The organism is Subtercola boreus, from assembly GCF_006716115.1.
Classification (GTDB): domain Bacteria; phylum Actinomycetota; class Actinomycetes; order Actinomycetales; family Microbacteriaceae; genus Subtercola; species Subtercola boreus.
Genome location: NZ_VFOO01000001.1, coordinates 1,453,158 through 1,469,393, shown reverse-complemented (window position 1 = coordinate 1,469,393; position 16,236 = coordinate 1,453,158). Strand labels below are relative to the sequence as shown.

Here is a 16,236-nt window from a genome sequence, read left to right as displayed (position 1 = left end):
GCGACACGCCGGGGCGTTCGGGCGGATGTCGTTGCCCGCATCCCGTCACGTCGATAGCGTGGACTCCGAGCAGTACGAGAGAGGCAGATCAATGAGTGAGCACGTCCACGGCGAGGAAGCTCGTTACGACCAGGGCCTGCTCTTCACCGACGGTCTGCCGGAGCTCGACGACGCTGCCGGGTATCGCGGTGCTGTCGCGGCTCGTGCTGCGGGCATCACGTACCGGCAGCTCGACTACTGGGCACGCACCTCCCTCGTGGAGCCCACGGTCCGTGGGGCCGCCGGATCAGGTTCGCAGCGCCTCTACGGGTTCCGCGACATCCTCGTGCTGAAGCTCGTGAAGCGACTCCTCGACACCGGCATCTCGCTGCAGCAGATCCGTACCGCCATCGAGCAGCTGCGGGAGTCGGGCGTCACCGACCTCGCCCAGACCACGCTGATGAGCGACGGGGCGAGCGTCTACCTCTGCACGTCGAACGACGAGGTCATCGACCTCGTCAGCCGCGGCCAGGGTGTCTTCGGCATCGCGGTGGGCAAGGTGCTGCGCGAGGTGGAATCCTCCCTCGTCGAGCTCGGCACCGACGTGGCCGACCCCATGGACGAGCTCGCAGCGCGTCGCGCCGCCCGTTCCGCCTGAGTGAGCGCGGCGAACGCCTTGAACGGGCGTTCGCTCCAAGCGCGGCACGAGGGAGAAGCAGGCATTCGAGACCGTGATTTGGCGATCTGGACGTCACTTGACCGGAGCTACCGCGGCTTTCAAACCTGCTTTCGCCTAGTGGTCGGCGGGGGAGCGGCCGGAGGCGGCCGCGGCGGTGTCGGCGTAGTCGCCGATGCGGCCCGTGCGCATCACGCGCTCGAGCAGCAGGTCGAAGTTGCGCGCCATCTCCTGGGCGCCCTCGCCGGGCCAGACGTGCAGGGGCTTCGCCGCGCCCTGGGCCTGCTGGAGCGACGTACGCTCGGGCAGCTGCGGCGAGAGCACAAGCGGGCCGAACATGTCGCGGAGCTCCTTGATGCGGAACTGGTGCTCGAGCGACTGCGACCGCACGCGGTTCACGATGATGCCGAGCGGCTGGAGACGCGGGGAGAGGCCACGGCGGATCTCCTCGATCGCCCGCAGCGCCCGGTCGGCGGCGGCCACGGAGAACAGCCCGGGCTCGGTCACGACGGCCACGCGGTCGCTCGCGGCCCATGCCGTGCGGGTCAGCGCATTCAGTGACGGGGCGCAATCGATCAACACGAGGTCGTAGTCGCTCTCGACAGTGGCCAGGGCCTCTTCGAGCTTCCAGATGTCGCGGATCGAGGGGTGGGGACCGTCGAAGTTCAGGGCCGAAGGCGATCCGATCAGTACATCGATTGTGCCGCCCCGGTCTTTGGTCCAGCCGGAGGGGGCGATGGCCGCACGAACGATCTTCTCTTTGGGGGAGGCGAGCACGTCAGCGACGTTCAGGTGGCCGGAGACATTGATGTCCATGCCGGTCGACACATCGGACTGCGGGTCGAGGTCGACGACCAGTGTGCGGAGACCCTTCGCGAAGGCTGCGGAAGCGAGGCCGAGGGTGACGGTTGTCTTACCGACCCCGCCCTTGAGTGAGCTGACGCTGAGTACATGCACAATCGACTACGTTACCTTCACTAGGCTGGGAGAACCTAACTGTCTCCTGTATGCCGCATGGGTGCCGCACTGCTTCGGAAGGACCGTATGTTCGCCAAGATCCTGGTTGCCAATCGAGGAGAGATCGCGATCCGCGCTTTCCGCGCCGCGTATGAGCTCGGGGCCAAGACCGTCGCCGTCTTCCCCTACGAAGACCGCAACTCCATGCACCGCCTGAAGGCAGACGAGGCCTACCAGATCGGCGAGATCGGGCATCCCGTTCGCGCCTACCTCAACGTGAGCGAGATCATCCGCGTTGCGAAGGAGTCGGGTGCCGACGCGATCTACCCGGGCTACGGGTTCCTCAGTGAGAACCCCGAGCTCGCCTCCGCCGCGGCCGCGGCCGGGATCACGTTCATCGGCCCGGCGAACGACGTGCTCGAGATGGCGGGCAACAAGGTCACCGCGAAGGAGCATGCGATCGCGGCCGGCGTGCCCGTGCTCCGTTCCACTCCCGCCACCCGCGACATCGAGGAACTGCTCGCCGGGGCTGACGACATCGGTTTCCCGATCTTCGCCAAGGCGGTCGCCGGCGGCGGCGGGCGCGGGATGCGCCGGGTCGAGTCGAAAGACGAGCTGCGGGGCGCGCTCGAGGCCGCGATGCGCGAGGCCGACAGTGCTTTCGGCGATCCGACGATGTTCCTCGAGCAGGCCGTGCTCCGGCCGCGGCACATCGAGGTGCAGATCCTGGCCGACACGCAGGGCAACACGATCCACCTCTTCGAGCGGGACTGCTCGGTGCAGCGCCGCAACCAGAAGGTCGTCGAGATCGCGCCGGCCCCGAACATCAGCGACGAACTCCGCGAGGCGCTGCACAGCGACGCGATCAAGTTCGCGAAGTCGATCAACTACGTGAACGCGGGAACGGTCGAGTTCCTGGTCGACACGGTCGGTGACCGCGCGGGCGAGCACGTCTTCATCGAGATGAACCCGCGCATCCAGGTGGAGCACACGGTGACCGAGGAGGTCACGGATGTCGACCTGGTGCAGTCGCAGATGCTCATCGCCTCGGGCGCGAGCCTCGAGGAACTCGGTCTCACCCAGGACCGTATCGTGCTCCGCGGCGCCGCGCTGCAGTGCCGCATCACCACCGAAGACCCGAACGCCGGGTTCCGGCCCGACACGGGCAAGATCACGACGTACCGCTCACCGGGCGGTTCGGGCATCCGGCTCGACGGCGGTACCGTCGCCGCGGGCGCCCAGATCAGCCCGCACTTCGACTCGATGCTGGTGAAGCTCACCTGCCGCGGACGGGACTTCAAGGCGGCCGTCAGGCGGTCGAAGCGGGCGCTGGCCGAGTTCCGCATCCGCGGCGTCTCCACGAACATCCCGTTCCTCCAGGCGGTGCTCGAAGACCCGTCGTTCGAGGCCGGCGACCTCAGCACGGCGTTCATCGAGGAGCGCCCGCAGCTGTTCGCCACCCACGTGTCGAAAGACCGCGGGTCGAAGATCGTCAACTGGTTGGCCGACGTCACGGTGAACCAGCCGAACGGCAAGCGTGTCGGGTCGGTGAACCCCGCCGCGAAACTGCCGGAGATCGACCTGCAGGCCCCCGCCCCCGACGGCTCGCGCCAGCGCCTGCTCGCCCTCGGGCCGGTCGGTTTCGCCGCCGACCTCCGCGCGCAGACGGCCCTCGGCGTCACCGAGACGACGTTCCGGGATGCCCACCAGAGCCTGCTCGCCACGCGGGTCCGCACAAAAGACCTCCTGGCGGTTGCCCCCTATGTCGCTCGCATGACCCCCGAGCTGCTGAGTGTCGAGGCCTGGGGTGGAGCGACGTACGACGTCGCCCTGCGCTTCCTCGGTGAGGACCCGTGGGAGCGGCTCGCCGCGCTCCGGGAGGCCCTGCCGAACATCAACATCCAGATGCTGCTCAGGGGCCGCAACACCGTCGGCTACACGCCGTACCCGACTGAGGTCACCGACGCCTTCGTGAAGGAGGCGGCATCCACCGGGGTCGACATCTTCCGCATCTTCGACGCGCTGAACGACGTGAACCAGATGCGCCCCGCGATCGAGTCGGTGCTCGCCACGGGCAGCACGCTCGCCGAGGTGGCGGTCTGCTACACCGGCGACCTGCTCGACCCGGCCGAAGACCTGTACACGCTCGACTACTACCTGAGGCTCGCCGAGGAGATCGTCGGTGCCGGTGCGCACATCCTCGCGATCAAGGACATGGCCGGGCTCCTCCGCCCGTTCGCGGCCGAGAAGCTGGTGGCGGCGTTCCGCGAGAACTTCGACGTCCCCGTGCACGTGCACACCCACGACACCGCCGGCGGCCAGCTCGCGACGCTGCTGGCCGCGAGCCGTGCGGGCGCCGACGCTGTGGATGTCGCGAGTGCACCGATGTCGGGCACCACGTCACAGCCCAGCGCCTCCGCTCTCGTCGCCGCGCTCGCCCACACCGAGCGCGACACCGGCCTGTCCCTGCAGGCCGTCAGCGACCTGGAGCCGTACTGGGAGGCCGTGCGGGAGCTGTACCGTCCGTTCGAGTCCGGACTCCCGGGTCCCACCGGCCGCGTCTACAAGCACGAGATCCCGGGCGGCCAGCTCTCGAACCTGCGCCAGCAGGCCATCGCGCTCGGCCTGGCCGACCATTTCGAGAAGATCGAGGACCTGTACGCCGCGGCCAACAGCATCCTCGGCCGCATCCCGAAGGTCACCCCGTCGTCGAAGGTCGTCGGCGACCTCGCCCTGCACCTCGCGGCCGTCGGCGCCGACCCGGCCGATTTCGAGGCCAACCCGGGCAACTACGACATCCCCGATTCGGTGATCGGATTCATGGCGGGGGAGCTCGGCGATCTGCCGGGCGGCTGGCCGGAACCCTTCCGCTCGAAAGTCCTCGAGGGCAAGACCGTCAAGATCGGGGTGAAGGAGGTCAGCGACGACGACAAGGCCCTCATCGGTCCCGACGCGACATCCACCGACCGTCGCTCGACGCTCAACCGGCTGCTCTTCCCCGGTCCGACAGCCACGTTCGAGCAGCAGCGCGAGACCTACGGCGACCTTTCGGTCATCGAGACGGCCGACTATCTGTTCGGGCTGCAGCAGGGCGACGAGCATGTCGTCGAACTCTCGCCGGGCGTGCAGCTGTTCATCGGCCTCGAGGCGATCGGCGAGGTCGACGAGAAGGGCATGCGTGCGGTGATGACGATCCTGAACGGCCAGCTGCGGCCGGTGCAGGTGCGGGATCAGAACGTGAAGGTCACGGTCACCCAGGCGGAGAAGGCGGATGCCTCGCGCCCCGGCCACGTCGCGGCACCCTTCTCGGGCGTGGTCACGCTGAAAGTCGAAGAGGGCTCGGTCATCGCGGCCGGCGACGCCATCGCCACCATCGAGGCGATGAAGATGGAGGCGGCGATCACGTCACCGGTCGGCGGCACGGTACGCCGGCTCGCGATCCCCACAACGCAGCAGGTCGAGGCGGGCGACCTCCTCGTCGTCGTCGAGAACTGAGTTAGCGCGGCGGGCGCCCTGAACAGGCGCCCGCTTCCAGCGCGGCACGCCGCAAAGTGTGACGCAGGGGTATCCCGTAAAATCGAAGGTGACCCATCTGCAAGGAGTGCCGCCTGTGACTGCCCGCGAGATCCGCATCTTCGGAGATCCCGTTCTCAAGACCGTTTCCGACGAGATCGGCGTCATCGACGACCGGGTGCGAGCTCTGGTGGATGACCTGCTCGACTCAGTGCGACTCCCGGGCCGTGCGGGCGTGGCCGCCGCGCAGATCGGGGTGAACCTCCGCGCGTTCAGCTACAACGTCGACGGCGAGCTCGGCTACCTGCTGAACCCGCGCCTCGTGGAGGTGTCGGGCGAGCCCGTGCTGATGGACGAGGGCTGCCTCTCGGTGCCGAACCTCTGGTTCAAGACGCTCCGCCACCCGTTCGCGCGGGCTGTCGGGCTGAACCTCGACGGCGAAGAGGTCGAGGTGTCGGGCACCGGTGTGCTCGCTCAGGCGCTGCAGCACGAGACCGATCACCTCGACGGGATGCTCTACCTCGACCGCCTCGACAAGCCGACCCGTCGCCAGGCGATGCGCGAGGTGCGCGAGTCCGACTGGTTCTGACCCGCGCGTCCCCGCCTCGCGCGGCGGGAGTCAGTGCACGACGGAGATGCCCTCGGTGGCCGGGGCGCTGGAGTACATGCGCTCGATCACGTCGGTGAAGTCCGCAACGATCACGCTCCGCTTGATGGTGAGCTTCGGCGTGAGGTGACCGCTCTCCTCCGTGAGGTCTGAGGGCAGCACGACGAATTTGCGGATCGACTCCGCCCTCGAGACCGTGGCGTTCGCAGCATCCACGGCCCGCTGGATCTCGGCGAGCACCGCGGGGTTCTGCGAGGCGGCGGAGAGCGTCATGTCCTTGTTCTCGCCGTGGTTGCCGAGCCAGACGGGCAGCATCTCGGTGTCGAGGGTCACGAGCGCCGAGATGAACGGCTTCTGGTCGCCGACCACGACGACCTGGCCGACCAGCGGGTTCGCGCGGATCGGATCCTCGAGCACGGCCGGTGCGACGTTCTTGCCGCCGGCGGTGACGATGATCTCCTTCTTGCGGCCGGTGATGGTGAGGAAGCCGTCGCTGTCGAGCGCACCGATGTCGCCGGTGCGGAACCACTCGCCATCCATCGCCTCGGCGGTCGCCTTCTCGTTGTTCCAGTACCCGGCGAAGACGTTGATGCCGGAGACCTGCACCTCGCCGTCTTCGGCGATCCGGATGCCCACCCCGGGCAGCGGCGGACCGACGGTGTCGAGCTTGAACTGGTCGGTCAGGTTCACGGTGGCGGGCGCCGTGGTCTCAGTGAGGCCGTAACCCTCGAGGATCGTGATGCCGAGGCTCCGGTAGAAGTGCCCGAGGCGGTGCCCGAGGGGAGCGGAGCCGGAGACGGCGTACTTGGTGCGGCCGCCGAGCGCGGCGCGGAGCTTCGAGTAGACGAGGCGGTCGTAGAGGGCGAACCTGATCTTCAGCCCCAGCGGTACCGAACCCGTGTCGAGCGCTTCGGAGTGAGCCACCGCCACGGCGGCAGCCTGGCGGAAGATCTTGCCGCGGCCGCCACCCTCCGCCTTCTGCTCGGACGAGTTGTAGACCTTCTCGAACACCCGCGGAACCGCGAGCAGGAAGGTCGGCTTGAACGACCCGAGCGCGGGCAGGAGCTGCTTCGTGTCGGCCTGGTGGCCGACCTTCACGCCGGCGTGCACGCAGATGATCGCGATGAACCGGGCGAAGACGTGCGCCGTCGTGATGAACAGCAGGGTGGATGCGCCGTCGTTGACGACGTCGGAGAGCTTGACGGCAGCGTTCCGGGAGAGTTCCACGAAGTTGGAGTGGGTGAGGATGCAGCCCTTCGGGCGCCCCATCGTGCCCGAGGTGTAGATGAGGGTCGCGAGGTCGCTGCCCTTCGCAAGCGACCGGCGGCGTTCGACCTCGGCGTCGTCGACGCCCGTGCCGCCGGCGACGATCTTGTCGAGGTCGCCGAGCCCGATCTGCCAGACCTTCGCGACGCCCGGCAGGTCGGCGCGCACCTCGTCGAAGCGGGCGAAGTGGTCGGGCGTCTCGACCAGCACCGCGACGGCGCCGGAGTCGCTGAGGCTCCATTGCACCTGTGAGGGAGAGGACGTCTCGTACACCGGCACCAGGACGGCGCCCGCGAACCAGGTCGCGAAGTCGATCAGCGTCCACTCGTAGCGGGTGCGGCACATCAGCCCGATCTTGTCACCGGGCTCGATGCCGGCGGCGATGAGGCCCTTGGCGAGAGCGCGCACCTGGGCGAGGAACTCGGCCCCCGAGACATCCGTCCAGCCACCGGTTGCCGACGGCACGGCGAACAGCGGCGCATCGGGCGTCAGGGCGACCCGCTTGACCAGCAGGTCGGTCGCGTTGGCTTCGGGATCGGCTGCAACGACGGCGGGGGCGACGAACTGGTCCACGGTAACTCCTTCGGTTCCTTACCGGTCGAGTCTACCGGTGGCCGATCCCAGGCGACGGTGGGCGGATCATCAGGCGGGAACGAACGGATGATTCGACAGAGGTACCCGGAGACAGGGAAGATGGCTCTGTGCAAGCCATAGGAATCGACATTGGCGGAACGAAGATCGCGGGCGCGCTCGTCGACGAGCTGGGGACCATCCTGCGCTACGACAGGCAACCGACCACGGCTCACAATCCGCAACTCATAGAAGACGCCGTCGTCGAGATGGTCGAGCGACTCTCCGAGGGCGCCGAGGTCGAGGCCGTCGGCGTCGCCGCAGCGGGGTTCATCGACGCCGCACAGTCGACCGTCTACTACGCTCCCAACATCGCCTGGCGGAACGAACCCTTCCGCGAGAAACTCGAGCGGCGCCTGCACAAGCACATCATCGTCGAGAACGATGCGAACGCCGCGGGCTGGGCGGAGTTCCGGTTCGGCGCGGGCCGGCTCGTCAGCGACATGGTCATCCTCACCATCGGCACCGGCGTGGGTGGGGCGATCGTCTCCGGCGACAAGCTGTTCCGCGGCGGGTTCGGCGCTGCAGCCGAACTCGGGCACCTCCGGGTCGTCCCCGACGGCCTGCCCTGCGGCTGCGGCGCGCGCGGCTGCATCGAGCAGTACGGATCGGGCCGCGCCCTCCTCCGCACCGCGAACGAGCTCGCTGACGCGGGCGGCATCGGCATCGGCCTCGCGGATGCCCGGCGGCGCGTCGGCGAACTGACCGGTCTCGACGTGAGCGAGCTCATCCAGGCCGGGGACCCCGGTGCGCTCCTGGCCCTCCGCACCCTCGGGCACTGGCTGGGTCAGGCGTCGGCCAGCCTCGGTGCCGTTCTCGACCCGCAGCTCTTCGTCATCGGTGGGGGGGTCGCGCAGGCGGGGGACCTGCTGCTCGACCCGATCCGTTCGGCGTACCTCGACGTGCTGCCCGCCCGGGGCTTCCACCCCGAGCCCGAGTTCCGCATCGCCGAGTTGGTCAACGACGCGGGCGTCGTGGGCGCAGCCGACCTCGCACGCCTCTACGCCGAGTCGATCTGACCGGAACCGTTCCTCTAGAATCGAGGGCAGACGCAAGGACGACGATGTTTTACTGGTTCATGAAGTACATAGTGGCCGGCCCGATCGTGAAGGCCGTGTTCCGTCCCTGGGTCAGGGGCATGGAGAACGTGCCGAAGACCGGCGGCGCCATCCTCGCGAGCAACCACCTCTCCTTCGCCGACAGCGTGTTCCTTCCGCTGATGATGGACCGGAGGGTCAGCTTCCTCGCGAAGAGCGAGTACTTCACGGGCAAGGGCCTGAAGGGCTGGCTCGTCAAACTCTTCTTCACCGCCACCGGGCAGCTGCCGATCGACCGCTCCGGCGGCAAGGCCTCGGAGGCGTCGCTCAACACCGGGCTCGAGGTGCTCGGCAAGGGCGACCTGCTCGGCATCTACCCCGAGGGCACCCGGAGCCCTGACGCCAAGATGTACCGCGGCCGCACCGGCGTGGCACGGATGGTGCTCGAGGCGGGGGTGCCGATCATCCCGGTCGCCATGATCGACACCGAGAAGGTGATGACGGTGGGTTCGGGCATCCACATCCGCCGGATTGGCATCGTTTTCGGTGAGCCGCTAGATTTCTCTAGGTTCGAAGGCATGGAATCCGACCGGTTCGTGCTCCGTTCCATCACCGACGAGATCATGTACGAACTGCACCGCATCAGCGGTCAGGAATACTCCGATGTGTACGCGACTTCTGTGAAGGAGAAGCGCACGCGGGTGTCCCGGTGAGCCATCCCCTTCGAGAAGAGTGCTGTAGTGATAGATCTGTCTGAACGTGTCGTCGAAGCCGAGAGCTCGGTGATCGACGGGCTCGACAACTGGCGCGGACTCGTTGCGAAGCAGCAGCCGGAGTGGCCGGATCGCGGCGCGGTCGAAGCCGCCTCGGCGCAGATCTCGAAGTTCCCCCCGCTCGTCTTCGCGGGCGAGGTCGACACGCTGCGCGACCGGCTCGCGACCGCTGCGTCGGGCCAGGCCTTCCTGCTGCAGGGCGGCGACTGCGCCGAGACCTATGCCGGTGCCACGGCCGACCAGATCCGCAACCGCATCAAGACGGTGCTGCAGATGGCCGTCGTGCTGACCTACGGCGCCTCCATGCCCGTCATCAAGATGGGGCGCATGGCCGGGCAGTTCGCGAAGCCCCGGTCGAGCGACACCGAGACGCGCGGCGGCGTGACCCTGCCCGCGTACCGCGGCGACATCGTCAACGGGTACGACTTCACGCCCGAATCGCGAACGCCCGACCCCCAGCGACTCGTCGAGGGGTACCACACCTCCGCGTCGACGCTGAACCTGATCCGGGCCTTCACGCAGGGCGGTTTCGCCGACCTCCGCGAGGTGCACCACTGGAACAAGGGCTTCACGTCGAACCCGGCGAACGCCCGCTACGAAGACCTGGCGCGCGAGATCGACCGCGCCATCCGGTTCATGATCGCCTGCGGCGCAGACTTCGAGGCGCTGAAGCGCACCGAGTTCTACACGGCCCACGAGGCGCTGCTGTTCGACTACGAGCGGCCGATGACGCGCATCGACTCCCGCACGGGGCTGCCGTACAACACGTCGAGTCACTTCCAGTGGATCGGGGAGCGCACGCGCGACCTCGACGGGGCGCACATCGACTTCCTCTCGCGGGTGCGGAACCCGATCGGCGTGAAGCTCGGCCCGTCGACCTCGGCCGACGACATGATGAGGCTCATCGACAAGCTCGATCCTCTCCGGGAGCCCGGGCGCCTCACGTTCATCACCCGCATGGGTGCCGGCAAGATCCGGGATGCCCTGCCTCCGCTGCTCGAAGCCATCAAGGCCTCGGACGCCACACCACTCTGGGTCACCGATCCGATGCACGGCAACGGGCTCACCACGCCCAACGGCTACAAGACCCGCCGCTTCGACGACGTGGTCGACGAGGTCAAGGGCTTCTTCGAGGCGCACCGCGCTGCGGGAACGCACCCGGGCGGCATCCACGTCGAACTCACCGGCGACGACGTCACCGAGTGCCTCGGCGGATCGGAGCACATCGACGAGGCCACGCTCTCGACCCGCTACGAGTCGCTCTGCGACCCGCGCCTGAACCACATGCAGTCGCTCGAGCTGGCGTTCCTGGTCGCGGAGGAGCTCCGCGGGGCGAAGCTCCCGCTGTAGCGCGCTTCGCTGCCTGTGTATCAGGCGCTTCGAACGGGCGAGGATCAGCGGGGACGGGCCGCCATACGGCCGCGTGCTGGCCGATCGACGCCGATTCGCGCGGTCGCGCGCGGCGTCGGGCGGGGCGCCCGGGTCAGAAGCCCGCGAAGCTGACCGCGACGCTCGAACCGCGGTCGAGGGTGGTGCCCGCGGCGGGGTCCGTACTGCTCACGACGAAGGCAGCCGGGGCGAGGTCGGCGTACTGGCTGTACCGGAGGGTGAATCCGGCGGCCTGGAGGGCGGCTTTGGCGTCCGCCCAGTTCTTGCCCGCGACATCCGGAACCGGCACAGGCGCCGGACCCTTCGACGTGTTCAATGTGATGGTGTTGCCGGGCACGACGGGCGACGGCGGGAGGCCAACGGAGATGACGTCGCCCTCGGCGATGGTCTCGCTGTAGTCGGAGGATCCGGTCGTCGTCTGGAGGTTCACGGCACCGAGGGCGGCGGTCGCGTCGGCGGGGGACTTCCCCACCACGTCGGGGATGCCGCCGAGCGACACGACGAAGGTGATCGGCTGCTGTTCGCCGTAGGTGCTGCCGAGGGGCTGGCCGTCGGCGCCGAGCGCCTGCATCACGGTGCCGGCTGCGACGTCGCCCGCGAACTGGCCCTGCGTTCCGGCGACCGTGAAGAGGCCGGAGACGGCGGCGGTCGCGGCGTCCTGCATCGAACCGACGAGGGGCGGCACGGTCAGTTGGGCCGGGCCCGCTGAGATGACGAGCGAGATGGTCGAACCGTTCGGAACCGCCTGGCCGTCACCGGGGTCGGTGCCGACCAGGCTGCCGGCGGGCACGGTCGGGCTGGTCGCCGACTCCGGTTCGGCGACCTGCAGGCCAAGCGCCTGGAGGGTCGCGGTGGCATCGGCCGGGGACTGCTCGGTGAGCGAGGGCACGGTGACGTGACCGCCGGGGCCCGAGCTGAAGTACCAGCCCGCCCCGCCGCCGGCCGCGACCAGGATGATGACGAGCAGCAGGATGATCCAGCCACGCTTCTTCCGCCGGCCGGCTCGCGCCTGGAGCTTCTCGACCGAGCCGCCCGGCCGGCCTGCCGGGTCGGCGGGCGCACCCGCAACCGCACCCCGACGATCGGATGTCGCGGAAGAGGGTGCCGCCGGCGCGTGAGCCGGGCTCGGGGCACCCGGGGCCGATGCCCGCGCGCCGGGGTGGAGGCCCGGCGCGCCGAACCCCGGAGCAAAACCTGTCGTGCCGCCCGGCGCTCCCGGCGCCCGACCCGTCGTCCCGGGAGCGGCGAGTCCCGTCGCGCCCGCACGGTAGCCGGCGCCACCCGCCGCACCGGCTGCGCCGTACCCGGCCGCACTGGCGCCCGCGGCACCAACACCGCCGGCAGCCGCAGTCGCGCCGTTCGCACCGTAACCACCTGAGGCAGCCGCACCGGCGGCCAGACCCGCGGCCGCCCGCGCCTTCGCCGCCCGTGCAGCAGCGCGACGTCCACCGCGGGCGTTCTGCGGCCGGAGCACCTGCGTCTCGCTCTCGTCGGCGTCGTCGAACCCGGTCAGACCGTCATCGTCGCCGAAGCCGTGCCCGTCGTAGCGCCCCGTCTCGTCGCCGAAGTCACTTCCGGAACCGCGTCCCGCACCGGCCGCGCCACCAGCGGCGGCTGCACCACCGGCCGCGACGGCGCCCGCCCCCAGCCGCCCGTTCAGCCCCGTCATCATCCCGGCGGGCATCACCGTCGTCTGCGCCGTGGGTGCGGCCATCCCCCGCGAACCAGCAACCGCCTGCCGCGCCGAGGACGCAACGGCCGCCTCGGCCTCCAGCAGCCGCTCGAGGAGGTCGCGCGCATCGTGCGGCCGGTCATCCGGACTCTTCGCCGTCGCCCACGCCACCAGGTCGTCGACCTCGCCGGGGATGCCCGCGATGCGCACCGACGGGGCCGGAACTGTCTCGTTGGCGTGCTGGAACGCGATCTGCATCGGCTGCTCACCGAGGTAGGGCTGCTCGCCGACCAGCATCTCGTACATCATGATGCCTGCCGCGTAGAGGTCGCTCCGGGCATCCGCGACGCCGCGCGTCAGCAGTTCGGGGGAGAGGTACGCGATGGTTCCGAGCAGCGCCTGCCCGGTCGCCGTGTTCGCGGATGCCGCACGCGCCAGCCCGAAGTCGCCGATCTTGATGCGGCCGTCGTCGGCCAGCAGTACGTTCTCGGGTTTGACGTCGCGGTGCACGATGCCGGCCTTGTGCGCGGCCGCGAGCCCACCGAGCACCGCCTCCATGATGTCGAGGGTCTGCTCGGTGGTGAGCCGGCCGTAGTCCTTCAGCAGGTCGCGGAGTGTCATGCCCGGCAGGTACTCCATGACCATGAAGGCCATCTCTTCGTGCTGGCCCTGGTCGAAGACGCTGACCACGTTCGGGTGGGCGAGGCGCGCCGCCGATCGGGCCTCCTGCACGAACCGTTCGCGGAAGGCCTCGTCGTCGGCGAGGTGACCGTGCATGATCTTGATGGCGACGCGCCGGTCGAGCCGCAGGTCGTTCGCGACGTAGACCGTCGCCATGCCGCCGCGGGCGATGCGCGAGACGACCTGGTATCGACCGTCGACGAGACGATCGATCATGGGGTCGGTGGGCGCGCTGGTCACGCCCCGATTGTAAATCGAAGAGAGCGCCGATCCCTGTAAAGACATAGCCGGAGCCGATACCGCTACCGAATCGAGATTTCAAGGGATTGTCGCCCCGGCCCGTCGCCGTGCCATTCTTGTCGGGTGAGTGACACTTCTGAAGGCCGGACCTGGCTGACTGTTCCCGACCTCGCCGACCGGTTCGGCACCACCATCAGCAGAGTACGGAAGCTCATCGAGGAGCGTTCCCTGCTCGCCGTCCGGCGGGACGGCATCCTCTCCGTGCCGGAGGTCTTCATCGTCGACGATGCCCCGATGAGTGAGCTGAAGGGCACGATCATCGTGCTGAACGACAGCGGCTTCTCGAACGACGAGATGATGGAGTGGATGCTCGAACCCGAGGATTCGCTCGGAGTCGCCCCCATCGACGCCCTGCTGGCGGGTCGGAAGGCCGAGGTCAGGCGCATCGCCCAGGCCCTCGGCTAGACCTTCTCCTTCTACGCGTCGCGCTCGGTGATCTTCCGCGCGAGCCCGGCGAGTTCGATCCTGGCGGGCTCGGCGAGCGGCGCCGCGGCCAGCGCGGTGAGGGCGTCGTCGACGTGGCGGGCGATCAGCGATTCCACCCGGTCGGCTGCGCCGCTGTCGGTGATGGTCGCCTGGAGCGTCGCGATCTGCTCAGCCGTGAGGTCGGGGTCGCCGAGCATCTCGTCGAAGATGCGGCGGCTGCCCGAGGAGAGGGTCTGCCGGGCGAGGGCGACGAGCACTGTGCGCTTGCCCTCCCGGAGGTCGTCGCCCGACGGCTTGCCCGTGCGGGCGCTGTCTCCGAAGACGCCGAGCAGGTCATCCCGCAGCTGGAAGGCGATTCCGAGCGGCAGGCCGAACGCGCGGAGGGCCGTGACCTGGGCTTCGGATGCTCCGTGCAGGCGTGCGCCGAGCACAAGGGGTGCCTCGACGCTGTACTTCGCCGACTTGTAGACGATGACCCGTTCGGCGCGGGGGAGCAGTTCCGCTTCGGGCACGACGGGCCAGGCGCTCTCCTCCAGTACGTCGAGGTACTGGCCGAGGGTCACCTCGACCCGCATGCTGTTGAACTCCCGGCGCGTGGCCGTGCGCGCGGCCGGCTCGAGGGCATCGAGCGCGTCGCCGACGAGCTCGTCACTCCAGGCGAGCAGCAGGTCGCCCATCAGGATGGCGCTGGCCCGGCCGTAGGAGGCGGCGTTGCCGGAGAATCCCGCAGACGTGTGCAGTTCTTCGAACCGGCGATGCGCCGCCGGCATGCCCCGCCGGGTGTCGGAGTTGTCGATGATGTCGTCGTGCACAAGGGCCGCTGCGTGGAAGAACTCGAGTGCCGTGCAGAGCCCCACCAGGGCCCGGAACTCCGTCTCGCCCGGCCCGGAACCGTAGCCGGTGGCGTGCTCCGCGCTCCGGATGTCGGGCTCCAGCACCGAGCGCCAGCCCCAATAGCAGAACTGGGCGCGGAAGCGCTTGCCTCCGCTGAGAAGATTCCGCGAAAATTGGCCGAAAGGAGCCAATTCGTTCGCGATAGAGACGAGAATGGGATCACGGTCAGTGAGGAAGTCGACGATGTTGGTGTCGACGAACTTCGTCAGGCGTGTACTTTCAGTCACGCGCCTAGCCTAGCTACGATCGCAGCAGTATCATTTGACGGCGCGGTACCATTCGGATCACGCCCACGATGAGCTGCGGACTACGGTCGAACCGAACCTAGAGGTGAATGAAATGCCGCTTTCGGAGCAAGAGCAGAAGCTCCTCGATGAGATGGAGCGCAGTCTCTATCACAATGACGCCGATTTCGTGTCGGCTGTCGGTGCCGGGCGAGGGCGCCTGAGTTACAGCTCGCTGGTACTCGGTGTGCTGTTGGCCATCGTCGGGCTCGCCGTCGTGATCGTCGGTGTGGTCATCCACATCCCGCTGGTCGGCATCCTGGGCTTCGCCGTGATGTTCACCGGCGTGCTCGTCGCCCTTCGGCCGACCAAGTCCCTCGGCAGGCTCCGCGGCGGCGGGTCGGCATCCGGCGCAAACGGCCCCGGTGCTTCCGGCGCCACCGGCTCACGGCGTGGCACGGCGAACCGGGCAGGCTTCATGGATCGCCTGAACGACCGCTGGGACGACCGCAACGACAAGAACGAGTAACAGCAGAACCCACCAGAAGAGCTTCAGAGAAGACCGGCCCCCCCACGGGCCGGTCTTTTTTTGTGCCCAAATGGAGGGATCGGCGCGTCAGTGGAGGAAAACACCAGCAAAGTGGAGGGAAGTGGAGTAGCGTGGAGTCACACCCGCAGTCTGGCCGGAAATGAGGGGAGTGAAGGAGCATGTTCCTTGGTACCTACACCCCCAAGCTCGACGACAAAGGGCGCATCATCCTCCCGGCCAAGTTCCGCGAAGAACTCTCGAGCGGCGTCGTCATGACCCGTGGGCAGGAGCACTGCATCTACGTGTTCTCCACGCGGGAATTCGAGGCCGTGCACGAAAAGATCCGCCAGGCTCCCGTGACCGACAAGAAGGCGCGTGACTACCTCCGCGTGTTCCTGTCCGGCGCGAGTGCGGAGAACCCCGACAGCCAGCACCGGGTCACTGTGCCGGCACCACTTCGCAGCTACGCCGGCCTCGACCGCGACCTCGTCGTGATCGGGGCGGGGTCGCGGGCCGAGATCTGGGACGCCGAGGCATGGGAGACCTACCTCGCCGAACAGGAAGCCGCCTTCTCCGAGACCGACGAGGAGGTGATCCCGGGACTCTTCTGACGCATCCGCGTCCCGTGACTCCCAGCCGTTCGCCCTGGCACACTTCCCCGGTGCCAGGTCGACTCGGATGGG

At 68.6% G+C, this 16,236-nt stretch carries 13 protein-coding genes and 1 pseudogene; 9 read left to right on the top strand and 5 right to left on the bottom strand.

The window, feature by feature from the left end; all coding sequences use genetic code 11:
• Nucleotides 1-91 precede the first annotated feature (91 nt).
• Nucleotides 92-637: a MerR family transcriptional regulator gene (locus tag FB464_RS06830; RefSeq protein ID WP_116282725.1), complete on the top strand. Its 546-nt coding sequence runs from the start codon at nt 92-94 to the stop codon at nt 635-637.
• A gap of 135 nt (nt 638-772) precedes the next feature.
• On the opposite strand, the gene FB464_RS06825 is transcribed toward FB464_RS06830, so the two are convergent.
• Nucleotides 773-1,612: a ParA family protein gene (locus FB464_RS06825; RefSeq protein WP_116414530.1), complete on the bottom strand. Its 840-nt coding sequence runs from the start codon at nt 1,610-1,612 to the stop codon at nt 773-775.
• An 87-nt stretch (nt 1,613-1,699) separates the two neighbouring features.
• On the opposite strand from FB464_RS06825, the gene FB464_RS06820 reads away from it, so the two are divergent.
• Nucleotides 1,700-5,107 carry a pyruvate carboxylase gene (locus FB464_RS06820; protein ID WP_116414531.1) on the top strand — a complete coding sequence of 1,136 codons (3,408 nt, stop codon included), beginning with the start codon at nt 1,700-1,702 and terminating at the stop codon, nt 5,105-5,107.
• 115 nt (nt 5,108-5,222) lie between these two features.
• Nucleotides 5,223-5,714 carry a peptide deformylase gene (locus FB464_RS06815; RefSeq protein WP_116414532.1) on the top strand — a complete coding sequence of 164 codons (492 nt, stop codon included), beginning with the start codon at nt 5,223-5,225 and terminating at the stop codon, nt 5,712-5,714.
• A 30-nt stretch (nt 5,715-5,744) separates the two neighbouring features.
• Here the strand turns inward: FB464_RS06815 and FB464_RS06810 are convergent, their stop codons facing one another.
• Nucleotides 5,745-7,571 carry an AMP-dependent synthetase/ligase gene (locus tag FB464_RS06810; RefSeq protein ID WP_116414533.1) on the bottom strand — a complete coding sequence of 609 codons (1,827 nt, stop codon included), beginning with the start codon at nt 7,569-7,571 and terminating at the stop codon, nt 5,745-5,747.
• 128 nt (nt 7,572-7,699) lie between these two features.
• On the opposite strand from FB464_RS06810, the gene FB464_RS06805 reads away from it, so the two are divergent.
• Genes FB464_RS06805 through FB464_RS06795 form a run of 3 tightly spaced genes read left to right on the top strand, consistent with a single transcriptional unit; the run spans nt 7,700 to nt 10,788 of the window.
• Nucleotides 7,700-8,647 carry an ROK family glucokinase gene (locus FB464_RS06805; protein WP_116414534.1) on the top strand — a complete coding sequence of 316 codons (948 nt, stop codon included), beginning with the start codon at nt 7,700-7,702 and terminating at the stop codon, nt 8,645-8,647.
• Nucleotides 8,648-8,691: 44 nt separating this feature from the next.
• Nucleotides 8,692-9,378, top strand: a complete 687-nt coding sequence (locus tag FB464_RS06800) for a lysophospholipid acyltransferase family protein (RefSeq protein ID WP_116414535.1) — start codon at nt 8,692-8,694, stop codon at nt 9,376-9,378.
• Nucleotides 9,379-9,405: 27 nt separating this feature from the next.
• The gene (locus FB464_RS06795; protein WP_425472404.1) at nt 9,406-10,788 is read left to right on the top strand and encodes a class II 3-deoxy-7-phosphoheptulonate synthase; all 1,383 of its coding nucleotides are present in this window, start codon (nt 9,406-9,408) and stop codon (nt 10,786-10,788) included.
• 133 nt (nt 10,789-10,921) lie between these two features.
• On the opposite strand, the gene FB464_RS20170 is transcribed toward FB464_RS06795, so the two are convergent.
• Together FB464_RS20170 and FB464_RS20165 are read right to left on the bottom strand one after the other, a co-directional pair.
• The gene (locus FB464_RS20170; RefSeq protein ID WP_246093169.1) at nt 10,922-12,496 is read right to left on the bottom strand and encodes a Stk1 family PASTA domain-containing Ser/Thr kinase; all 1,575 of its coding nucleotides are present in this window, start codon (nt 12,494-12,496) and stop codon (nt 10,922-10,924) included.
• 98 nt (nt 12,497-12,594) lie between these two features.
• Nucleotides 12,595-13,396: pseudogene (locus FB464_RS20165) on the bottom strand (protein kinase domain-containing protein); the annotation flags it as partial.
• Between the two features lie 147 nt (nt 13,397-13,543).
• Between FB464_RS20165 and FB464_RS06785 the strand changes: the two are divergent.
• Nucleotides 13,544-13,885 carry an Rv2175c family DNA-binding protein gene (locus FB464_RS06785; protein ID WP_116414537.1) on the top strand — a complete coding sequence of 114 codons (342 nt, stop codon included), beginning with the start codon at nt 13,544-13,546 and terminating at the stop codon, nt 13,883-13,885.
• A gap of 11 nt (nt 13,886-13,896) precedes the next feature.
• On the opposite strand, the gene FB464_RS06780 is transcribed toward FB464_RS06785, so the two are convergent.
• Entirely contained in the window at nt 13,897-15,027 is a 1,131-nt protein-coding gene (locus FB464_RS06780; protein ID WP_116414538.1) for a polyprenyl synthetase family protein, read from the bottom strand.
• A gap of 112 nt (nt 15,028-15,139) precedes the next feature.
• On the opposite strand from FB464_RS06780, the gene FB464_RS06775 reads away from it, so the two are divergent.
• The gene (locus FB464_RS06775; protein WP_116414539.1) at nt 15,140-15,553 is read left to right on the top strand and encodes a DUF3040 domain-containing protein; all 414 of its coding nucleotides are present in this window, start codon (nt 15,140-15,142) and stop codon (nt 15,551-15,553) included.
• A 179-nt stretch (nt 15,554-15,732) separates the two neighbouring features.
• Nucleotides 15,733-16,164 (top strand): division/cell wall cluster transcriptional repressor MraZ, encoded by a 432-nt coding sequence (gene mraZ, locus FB464_RS06770; protein ID WP_116414540.1) that lies wholly within the window; start codon nt 15,733-15,735, stop codon nt 16,162-16,164.
• The last annotated feature ends 72 nt before the right edge of the window (nt 16,165-16,236 follow it).